Origin of the sequence: Candidatus Albibeggiatoa sp. nov. BB20, assembly GCA_016744725.1 — a bacterium.
Classification (GTDB): domain Bacteria; phylum Pseudomonadota; class Gammaproteobacteria; order Beggiatoales; family Beggiatoaceae; genus Albibeggiatoa.
This window is the reverse complement of the sequence record JADGDW010000181.1, coordinates 1-8225: the sequence shown is the minus strand read 5'-3', so window position 1 is coordinate 8225 and position 8225 is coordinate 1. Positions and strand designations below refer to the sequence as shown.

At 37.7% G+C, this 8225-nt stretch carries 6 protein-coding genes; 3 read left to right on the top strand and 3 right to left on the bottom strand.

The features are described from left to right. The 3 genes from ABXH34_RS16150 to ABXH34_RS16140 all read left to right on the top strand — a co-directional run. Positions 1 to 368, top strand: a 368-nt coding sequence (locus ABXH34_RS16150; protein ID WP_353572917.1) for a response regulator, incomplete at its 5' end; no start/stop codon positions are given. Further along, positions 368 to 2143, top strand: coding sequence for an EAL domain-containing response regulator (locus ABXH34_RS16145; protein WP_353572916.1), 1776 nt, complete (start codon positions 368 to 370; stop codon positions 2141 to 2143). The genes ABXH34_RS16150 and ABXH34_RS16145, both read left to right, overlap by 1 nt. 263 nt (positions 2144 to 2406) lie before the next feature. Next, entirely contained in the window at positions 2407 to 4341 is a 1935-nt protein-coding gene (locus tag ABXH34_RS16140) for a transglycosylase SLT domain-containing protein (protein ID WP_353572915.1), read from the top strand. 221 nt (positions 4342 to 4562) lie between these two features. Here the strand turns inward: ABXH34_RS16140 and fcl are convergent, their stop codons facing one another. The 3 genes from fcl to ABXH34_RS16125 all read right to left on the bottom strand — a co-directional run. Continuing rightward, positions 4563 to 5546 (bottom strand): GDP-L-fucose synthase, encoded by a 984-nt coding sequence (fcl, locus tag ABXH34_RS16135; RefSeq protein WP_353572914.1) that lies wholly within the window; start codon positions 5544 to 5546, stop codon positions 4563 to 4565. Further along, the gene (gene gmd, locus ABXH34_RS16130; RefSeq protein WP_353572913.1) at positions 5497 to 6579 is read right to left on the bottom strand and encodes a GDP-mannose 4,6-dehydratase; all 1083 of its coding nucleotides are present in this window, start codon (positions 6577 to 6579) and stop codon (positions 5497 to 5499) included. The genes fcl and gmd overlap by 50 nt, the downstream gene beginning before the upstream one ends. 177 nt (positions 6580 to 6756) lie before the next feature. Beyond that, a partial coding sequence (locus ABXH34_RS16125; RefSeq protein WP_353572912.1) for a hypothetical protein occupies positions 6757 to 8225 on the bottom strand: 1469 nt, incomplete at its 5' end.

The following is an 8225-nucleotide window of genomic DNA, read 5'->3' as shown; positions in this document are numbered from 1 at the left end:
CTATTCTGATTGTTGATGACGAAATAGTCTCTCGTTATACCATAGAGGCCTTGTTAGAATCAGAACAATATAACTTATTTTTTGCAGAAAATGGTGAACAAGGTATCGACAAAGCCGAAGCTATGAAGCCTGATATCATACTGTTAGATGTCATGATGCCCGGTATGAATGGTTTTGCTGTATGCCGTAAAATTCGTGCGAATCCACAATTGCAAGATTTACCTATTGTTATGATTACCGCTTGGGACGATCCAACAGCCAAACAACGTTGCTTAGATGTCGGCGCAAATGATGTAATTTGTAAACCTTTTAACCGTGCCGATTTACATGAAAAAGTACAAATGTTAACCCAACCAGATAGTAAATAATGTCGACTACGTTACCCAACCCGCCTGAGCGAGATAAAAGTATTATTTTGATTGTTGATGATGAAATTGTTTCACGTTATACAGTTAAAATTCTATTAGAATCAGAAGGTTATAATCTTATTTTTGCTGAATCAGGTGAGGAAGCGTTGGAAAAAGCTCAATCGCTTATGCCTGATGTGATGTTACTTGATGTCATGATGCCAGAAATGGATGGCTTTCAGGTATGTCAGCATTTGCGGGCTAATCCCCGTTTGGCAGAATTGCCCGTGGTGATGGTAACCGCATTGGATGATCGAGAATCCCGTTTAAAAGGTTTGGAAGTCGGTGCAGATGATTTTATGAGTAAGCCTTTTGATAAGGCAGAATTAAGAGCGCGTATCCGTACCATTACCCGTTTAAACCGTTATCGACGCTTAGTAGAAACAGAAGAGCAACTCGCTTATCTTGCGAATTACGATGTATTAACAGGTTTACCCAATCGAAATTTATTATTAGAACGTCTTAGGCAAATGATTCGCCGAGCCCATAATAAGCAACAACAGAGTATTATTGTTTTAACTTTTGATTTAGATGGATTCCAGATGGTGAATGATTCATTTGGTTCAGCATTAGGCGACAAATTATTATGTGAAATTGCCCATCGTGTAACCCAATCCGTTCCCTCAGAAGCGTCAGTCGCTCGCTTAGGTGGTGATGAATTTGTTGTTATTTTAGAATCTTACAATCCTGTCAAAGATGTAGGTGAATTAACCCAACAATTATTAGAACGGATTAGCCAACCGATTAATTTAAACCAGCATGAAATTGTCATCACGGGCAGTATTGGGATCAGCGTCTATCCCAATGACGGAAAAGAGGCCTTAACTTTACTTAATAATGCGGATACAGCCATGTCCCGCGCTAAAACCCAAGGCAAAAATACCTACCAATTTTTTACTAATGAAATGAACGTGGTTTCATTTGAACGGCTTATTTTAGAAAATCAGTTACGCAAAGTTTTATTTCAAGATGAAATGCGCTTGTATTATCAGCCGCAGATTGATTTGAATACGGGTCAAATTATTGGAGTTGAAGCTTTATTACGTTGGCAACATCCTGAATTAGGTCTGCGTACCCCTGACAAATTTGTACCTGTATTAGAAGAAATGGGCTTAATTATTCAAGTTGGGGGATGGGTATTGCGTACCGCATGTGAGCAAAATTACGCATGGCAACAAGCTGGTTTTGAACCTATTTGTGTTTCAGTCAATATGTCTGGGCGGCAATTCCAACAAGCAGATTTACTTTCTTCAATAGAAAACATACTGGTGATGAGTCGGCTTGCACCACAATATTTAGAGCTAGAATTAACTGAAAGCATGTTAATGACAGATGACCAAGATAAAAAACACGGCAGTTTTGCCACGTTTAGCCGTTTGCAAAAAATGGGAGTGAAAATTGCGATTGATGATTTTGGTACGGGCTATTCCTCTCTCAGTTATCTTAAACGCTTCCCAGTCAATACTTTGAAAATTGATCGTTCATTTGTTAAAGATGTTTGTATTAATTCTGATGATGCGGCAATTACTGATGCCATTATTGCAATGGCACACAGTTTACAACTTGATGTTGTCGCAGAAGGCGTTGAAACCAGAGCCCAAAGCCATTTTTTACAAGCGAAAGGCTGCGAATATGCTCAAGGCTATTTGTTTAGCCCACCTGTTGATGCAGACAAAATGACTGAGTTGCTGTATCAAACCAAGATTAATCCCTATCCTTTTTCTAAACTGATTTAAACCGACATGTTATAAATTATAGTGATTTAAAATGGGGCAGGTTTTTGCTGTCATTTTTAAATACAACACTGTCCGAACCATCTCATCATTAGGAAAAACCGATGTTATTTTATTAATATCAATCAGTATGCTGAACATCTTATAAGCTCTATACTGATAAGAATAATTGATAATTGTTCAGCGTTGCCTGATAATTATCTTTTGATGGGGCACATAATTTGCGATATAAAAATAGGCTCATTTCGCCATCAGAGGGGAGAAACATGCAATTTATTATTTTGATATTATTAGGATTATTGGCTGGCAATGTGTCGGCTGCATCAATTCAACAACAGAGGGCATTATTTCTACAAGCCCATGATGCTTACCAACAGAAAGATATTAATACTTTTCTGACACTTTCTCAGCAACTGCAAAGTTATCCTTTATATTCTTATCTCAGTTATTTAGATTTAAAGCGTCGAGTTAAATCCGCTACTGAACAAGAAATGTTGCACTTTCTTAGGCGTTATGGAGACTCGGCTTTAGGGAATAAATTACGCAAAGATTGGCTACATTACCTTGCTAAACATCAACGCTGGTCGACCTACTTAAAAGCCTACACAGCGCAAAAATCCACCGCGTTACAATGTCATCAACTCAATGCCTTAATCCAAACAGGCCGTTCTAATAAACAAATCACACAACAAATTCAACAATTATGGTTGGTTGCTAAATCTCAACCTAAAGCGTGTGATCCTCTGTTCGATTATTTATATTCAAATAACTTAGTTAACGACAAATTACTGTGGCAACGGATTTATTTAGCCATGGAAAGTAATCAAATCAAGCTCGCTCAAGCTTTAAGCAAACGTTTATCAACAGCTCAACAAGGCTGGATGGGATTATGGGCACAAGTACATTATAAACCTCTGAATAAACTAGAAGAATTTAATTATCCTGACAATAAAATGAGCCGCGATATTATCGTCCATGGTTTAAAACGTCTTGCGATGCAGAATTTTAAATTAGCCACATCACGATGGGAAAAATTTCAACGGCGTTATGCTTTTTCAGAGCCGCAAATAGGTATGATGCAACGAGAATTTGCCTTTGCTGGTTTGAAAAAAGATCATGACCGTGCGTTTCGTTGGTTGGCGGCGGTTGATGAAAATTATGTGACTGAGAAATTGCATGAAAAACGGCTGAATTTAGCGTTAAAACAACAACATTGGCAAGCGTTGACAGACTTTATTGAAACTTTACCAGACTCAATGCAAGACAAATTACAATGGCAATATTGGTATGCGCGGTCTTTAGAGCAGCAAAATCAATCTGCAAAAGCACGTAAAGTCTATCAAAAATTGGCTAAAGAACGTGATTATTACGGATTTCTTGCTTCTGATCGGATTGGGGAAAATTATCATGTTTATCATAAACCGACTTCATTTACACGTACCCAATGGCAGAAAATCCAGCAAAATCCGAATATAAAACGCGCCTATGAATTTAAAAAAGCGGGCATGAAAACCAATTCTCGTCGTGCGTGGAATTATGCAGTTGAGCATTTGGATAAGAAAGATAAAGCGATTGCTTCTGCATTGGCAAGACATTGGAAATGGTATGATTTAGGTATTTTTACTGCGGCAAAGGCCAAAGCTTATGATGATTTAAATGTGCGTTTTCCGATGCCTTATTTGCAAAATTTAAAAACAGAGTCTAAAACTCAAAATGTAGATTTAGCTTGGATGTACGGTATTGTACGCCAAGAAAGTGCGTTTGCTAAAGATGCGCATTCTCATGCAGGTGCGATGGGCTTGATGCAATTGATGCCATCAACAGGTCGTTTAGTAGCACGTAAAATTGGCTTACCACTGCGTAGAACCAAGGATATTCTTAAATTAGATAATAATATTGCTTTGGGCACAGCTTATTTGAGTCAAATGTTGGATAAGTTTGATGGTAATTATATGTTAGCAACGGCGGCTTATAATGCAGGGCCAGGGCGTGCAGTACGCTGGAAAAAAGAGCGTCAATGTATGCCTGTTGATTTATGGGTGGAGATGATTCCATTCAATGAAACAAGACGTTATGTCAAACGTGTGATGTTTTATACTGCAATTTTCGAGTCACGCTTAGGCCGTAAAACCACGCCAATGCGCTTGGCTTTAGATAACAGTGAATGTCGAGTTAAAAGTACCCTGTATGTGAAAAAATAACATGCAGAGCACAAACAACACTAGCTTGTAAAAACGCATATTTTAAATGATTGGCTGCACTCATTGTGATATAAAAAACGGTGCAGCCTCTCTGAGATCAGAGTATTTATAAATTACTAGCTAAAAACGATGAGCTTAGCTGATTCTGTAATGTGAAACGGGTCTGCAAGATAAAATGTCTAGCAGAACACTGTTTTTCAAAAGCACTTATTATGGCTACCTTATACTCTAATTTTATCCTGATTATTTAAAAACCATTGATAAGTCTGATTAATTCCTGCTTCTAAGCTGATTTGTGCTTGCCAGCCTAATTGATGTAATTTCGATACATCCAATAATTTACGTGGTGTGCCGTCAGGTTTAGAGCTATCAAATGTCAGTTTTCCCTCATAAGCAACCGTTTTTTGAATCAGCTGTGCCAAAGCTTTGATGCTCACTTCATGACCCGTGCCTACATTGATAATCTCTGGCCGATCATAATGGTGCATCAAGAATATGCTGGCTGTTGCTAAATCATCTACATGCAAAAACTCTCGACGTGGCGTACCAGAACCCCAAACACTCACTTCGGGTAAATGTTGTTGTTTGGCCTCATGAAACCGCCGCATTAAGGCTGGCAATACATGGGCATTTTCCAAATGGAAATTATCTCCTTGTCCATATAAATTAGTTGGCATCAATGAGATAGCGTTGAATCCATATTGTTTATGATAAGCTTGACACAGCTTAATCCCTGCAATTTTGGCCACTGCATACCATTCATTAGTTGGCTCAAGTTCACCCGTTAATAAACTATCTTCGGTCATCGGTTGCGTTGTCAATTTAGGATAAATACATGATGAACCTAGAAAAGCCAGCTTTTTCACCCTAAAACGATAGGCTGCATCAATCACATGATTTTGGATCAATAAATTGTCTCGGATGAAATCAGCAGGATAAGTATTATTAGCGTGAATGCCACCCACTTTAGCCGCTGCTAAAAAAACATATTTGGGTTGTTGTTGTGCAAAAAAAACTTCAACATCAGACTGACGGGTCAAATCAAGTTCTGCATGACTGCGTACTAATAGCTGTTCAAAACCATGGGCTTGCAGATGGTGTAAAATAGCTGAACCGACCAGACCGTTGTGACCCGCAATATAAATTTTACTGTGTTTATTCATGATGATTAAATGTCTTAAAGCCGTGTTGTTCGCAGTGCTCATCGCGTTGTGCAAGCATTACATCCTCTTCCATCATTTCTTGCACCATGGATTCAAAGCTGATTTTAGGAGTCCAATTTAATTGAATACGGGCTTTTGTTGCATCACCCAATAGGGTTTCCACTTCTGTTGGCCGGAAATAGCGCGGGTCAACCGCAACAATACAATGCTCATCAGCATAGCCTTTTTCATCAATGCCTTGGCCTTGCCAATTTATTTGGATGCCAACATATTTAGCTGCTAAATTAACAAATTCACGTATTGAATGCTGCTCACCTGTGGCAATCACATAATCATCAGGTTCATCTTGTTGCAACATTAACCACTGCACTTCCACATAATCTTTAGCATGACCCCAATCACGTTTTGCATCTAAATTGCCTAAATATAAGCAATCTTGCATCCCTAATTTAATTCGAGCTAGTGCCCGAGTAATTTTCCGCGTCACAAAGGTTTCACCACGGATTGGAGATTCATGATTGAATAAAATCCCATTGCAAGCAAAAATATTGTAGGCTTCTCGGTAGTTTACACAAATCCAGTATGCATATAATTTAGCCACCGCATACGGCGAACGAGGATAAAAAGGTGTTGCTTCAGTTTGGGGGACTTGTTGTACTTTGCCATATAATTCAGAAGTTGAAGCTTGATAAAACTTGGTTTTAGTTTCTAAGCCTAAAATCCGAATGGCTTCTAATAAGCGCAGTGTGCCTAAAGCATCGGTATTGGCTGTATATTCTGGTGATTCAAAAGAAACCGCGACATGACTTTGTGCTGCAAGATTGTAAATTTCATCAGGCTGTACTTGCTGAATAATTCGAATTAAGTTTGATGAATCGGTTAAATCCCCATAATGTAAAATAAAGTGGCGATTTTTTACATGTGGGTCTTGATATAAATGGTCAATACGGTCAGTGTTAAATGAGGAACTGCGGCGTTTAATCCCATGCACTTCATAATCTTTTTTTAGTAAAAATTCGGCGAGATAAGCCCCATCTTGTCCCGTCACACCTGTAATCAATGCTCGCTTATTCAAATATATGCTCCACAAATTTTTTATTTATATCTAATTTTGGCAAAAATTACGGCTAAAGTACATCATAGCGCAGATATTATTAAAAGAGTGAAGGTTTTATATATTAACATTAAGACTAAGCTGCATCCTATTTTGTATTCTTGAAAATTGATTTATTCTATTTACAGGTTTAATCAACTAACGAATGACAGGCGCTTGAATATCAGATATATTTTTCAAACGATTGAATAAATCCCGCCAGTTTACTTTCTGATTATAGCCAATCACATCAATTCTTGGTAAACCACCACCTTTTACAATGTAATAGCCTTCACCTGTTTTTTCTGCTCCACGCATTTCACATACGCTGTCTTTTAATCGACAACCCCAACCTATGGTTTGATATGAGAAATTTTCAAAGAAACTTAACGCCCCTTGTGACAACATCCCTACTGCACTGCCGTTACCTAAATTGGATAAATTCTGCACTGCTTTCTGACTGATCCGACGCGGTAATTTATTATCACTCGGCGTACCAACATAGACATCAAATGCAACAGGCTGCCACTTTAACATTCGTAATGATTTGATATAGCCCGATAATTCCCCCTGCATTTCGCCAAATTCGGTAATATTGGTTAATGTTTTTAGATTCAGCTTTTTAATATCAATATCCGCCGTCAAGATAGGTAAACGGCTAATTGGTTTCTCCATGTGTAATTTATGAATCACCACCTCGCCATCAAAGGCCTTAATCAAAATTGCACCACCAATGTCGATATGCCGATTAGACAAATTATAAGTAATTTTTGGAATTACGCCCGAAATTTGACCATTTAAAGCAGGTGCGCCAAAGGCGGTTGTTAATGTGCCTAACTTGATAGGTTTCAATGAGCCGCCTAACTCAATAAACATATCATTTTGCCCTACATTTTTAGCCTTAAGCGTATCAATAAATAATGCACCATCTAAAATAGGCTGACGAAATGGGGCTTTGAGCTTCACATTTTGTCCTGTCACATCCATATATAATTGGCTTTTGCCCAAGGTTAATTTAGAAAAATAGCCTTTTTTCCAGCGTAATACGGTTGAATAGTCTTTTTTACGATTATGCCATTGAATAAATCCATCAACACCTTGCCAACCAAACAGTTTTTTCTTATCTTCTATATTGACACTTGACAATTCAGATTGAAATAAAATATCACGTTTTCCCCAATCTAAATGCACATCGACAAGCCCTGTCGTCACTAAATCACGTTGCAATATCGCTGAAACCCAAGATTCTAAATAGGTTTTATATAAGGCGGGGATTGGTGTTTTCGGCATATCAAATTTGAACTGATTAATTTTAAATACCTTACCAAAATCAAATTGTCCGCTGGCATCAAATTGAACTACATTTTTATGCTGATATTTCAATTTATTCAGTTTATATTGCGTCCCTGTTAAATTAAGCTGCATATCAATATTGATTGGTTTTGATTTTTCAATTGGTGCATAAATCGGATCAAAAAATATTTCGCCTTGTTGAATATTAGAATTAACATCAATTTTGATGGTTTTGCCTATAAAGTTAATATTTGTATCAAATTTAGCTAATATATTTTCACCAACTTGGGTGCTATCTGGATTATAAAAACTCAATTGCTTCACTTGTCCTGAGG

Excerpts from the sequence above, each read along its gene's own strand:
- ABXH34_RS16145 (WP_353572916.1), top strand. The coding sequence starts at position 368 with ATGTCGACTACGTTACCCAACCCGCCTGAGCGAGATAAAAGTATTATT.
- ABXH34_RS16140 (WP_353572915.1), top strand. The coding sequence starts at position 2,407 with ATGCAATTTATTATTTTGATATTATTAGGATTATTGGCTGGCAATGTG.
- fcl (WP_353572914.1), bottom strand. The coding sequence starts at position 5,546 with ATGAGCACTGCGAACAACACGGCTTTAAGACATTTAATCATCATGAAT.